2 protein-coding genes are annotated in these 2,394 nt (G+C 65.2%); both read left to right on the top strand.

The annotated features are described in order from the left end of the window. Nucleotides 1–1,003 (top strand): M20/M25/M40 family metallo-hydrolase (locus QZ079_RS09100; protein ID WP_297037529.1); only part of this gene is annotated, 1,003 nt, incomplete at its 5' end. Nucleotides 1,004–1,362: 359 nt separating this feature from the next. Further along, nucleotides 1,363–2,394, top strand: a 1,032-nt coding sequence (locus QZ079_RS09105) for a 5'-3' exonuclease H3TH domain-containing protein (protein ID WP_297037530.1), incomplete at its 3' end; no start/stop codon positions are given.

The following is a 2,394-nucleotide window of genomic DNA, read 5'->3' on the forward strand; positions in this document are numbered from 1 at the left end:
CGCCGAGACCCTCGACAAGTCGCAGATCGACGCCCGCATCATGGTGAACCTCGACTCCGAGGAGGAGGGCGTGGCGACCGTGTCGTGCGCCGGCGGCGTCGTGGCGACACTCACCCGTCCGGTGGTGCGCGAACAGGTGGACGGCGCGACGCTCACGCTCGACATCTCCGGCCTCCAGGGCGGTCACTCCGGTAGCGACATCCATCTCGAGCGCGGCAATGGCGACCTCATCATGGCGCGCATCATCGAGAAGCTCATGCGCACCGGCGCGCCGCACCTGGTGAACATGAACGGCGGCACGAAGGACAACGCGATCAACCGCGAGTGCACGGCCGTGCTCGTGTACGCGAACATCGCCGAGGCCGAGGCGGCTGCGAAGACCGCGCAGGCCATGATCGACGACGTCACCGCCGAACTCGAGGTCTTCGACCCCGGCTTCACCTGCACCGTCGAGGTAGCGGACGGCGCCTCCGTCGAGGCGATTCCCGATGCCGATGCCCGCGCCTTCATCTCTGCCCTGCGCCTTGCGCCGAACGGCGTCATGCGCCGCAACGTCGCAGCCGACGGCTCGGTCGAGGTTTCGTCGAACATCGGCGTCGTGCAGACCTCGGACGACATGATCACGTTCCTGCTTTCGCCACGTTCGTCTATCACGTCGCTGCAGGAGGACGTCAAGGAGCGCATCCAGACGCTCGCCGATGCGTTCGGCTTCAACGCGCTCTTCGAGAACGAGTATCCCGGCTGGAGCTACGTCGAGCATTCGCACGTACGCGACGTCTTCAAGGAGAGCTATCGCGAGCTTTTCGGCGCTGAGCTGCGTATCGAGTCCATCCACGCCGGCCTCGAGTGCGGCCTCTTCGCCGCGGCTCTGCCCGGGCTTGATGCCATCGCCGTGGGTCCCACGCTCGCCAACGTCCACACCCCCGATGAGTGCATGGAGCTCGCGTCGTCCGAGCGCTTCTACCAGCTGCTCGTCGACGCGCTGCGCCGCCTCGCCGCGTAGGCGCGAATCGCATATAGTTTCTTAGCGCGCGAGCCCCGCTTGCCTCTTGGCAGACGGGGCTCGTTTTTTGGCGCTCCAGGCGCAACGTCCGCGTGCTGCCGATTCCTCCAAGGGTTCCTCTCAGCTGAATCGACTTTTCTCGACGGTTTTGCCCTTTCGAAGCGCGATTCTGTCGAAAAAAGTCGATTCAGCCGAAGCGGCGGCGGGTGCGGCGGCCTCGGGATCGGCCGTGGCAGGCGGCGGGTGCGGCGGCCTCGGGAATGGATGCAGGAGACGCGCCCATCTGGTTCGTGTGTCTTGTCTGCCCGATGGGGTAGACTGGTGCAAGCAGAAACTATGCGCCAGAGAGGATACCCCGCATGTCTGATTCCGCAGCCCGCCGCACGTTCGCCGTCATCGACGGCAACTCGCTCATGCACCGCGCGTTCCATGCCGTGCCACCTACCATGAACGCACCGGATGGCACGCCCACGAACGCGATCTTTGGATTCCTCAACATGTTCCTCAAGATGATCGACGCCTTTCACCCGGACGGCGTGGTCGTCGCCTTCGACAAGGGCAAGCCGCGCGTGCGCATGGAGATGCTCCCGCAGTACAAGGCGCAGCGCCCGCCCATGGATCCAGATCTTCGCCAGCAGTTCCCGCGCGTGAAGGAGCTCTTGGCGCGCATCTCCGTGCCGGTGCTCGAAGCCGAAGGCTGGGAGGGCGACGATATCCTGGGCACGCTCGCACGCGCGGGCGAGGCGGCCGGGTGCGACATGCTCCTCATCACCGGCGACCGCGACATGTACCAGCTCACCACCGAGCACGTGAAGATCGTGGGCACGAAGAAGGGTCTCTCGGACGTGCAGATCATGACGCCGGAAACCGTCGAGGACCTCTATCACGGCATCACACCCGAGCTCGTGCCAGATTTCTACGGACTCAAGGGCGATAGCTCGGACAACATCCCTGGCGTGCCGGGTATAGGCCCCAAGAAGGCGAGCGCACTCATCGCGCAGTACGGTAGCCTGGACGGGGTTATCACCCATGCGGACGAGATCAAGGGGAAGATGGGCGAGAACCTGCGCGCGCACATCGACGACGCGCTCGTTTCGCGTCGTGTGGCGACCATTCAGACGAACGCCCCGGTCGAAGTCGACTTCGAGGCGACATCATTTCCCGCGTATGATGCCCAGGCCATCTCGGAGGCGCTTGACGAGCTGGGCATCATGTCTATGCAGAACCGCTTCCTTGCGCTTTTGGGTGATGGCGCGGGCGGCGCCTCGGCTCCTGCCGAGCTCGCGATCCCACGCGTCATCACCGTGCACGGCGCGGCCGATGCCTCTGCCAAAGAGGCGTTCGACGAGCTCGAGCGCGCCCTCACGGCTCCGGAGTGGCTCGCCGCCGCG

Source organism: uncultured Enorma sp. (assembly GCA_905210055.1).
Classification (GTDB): domain Bacteria; phylum Actinomycetota; class Coriobacteriia; order Coriobacteriales; family Coriobacteriaceae; genus Enorma.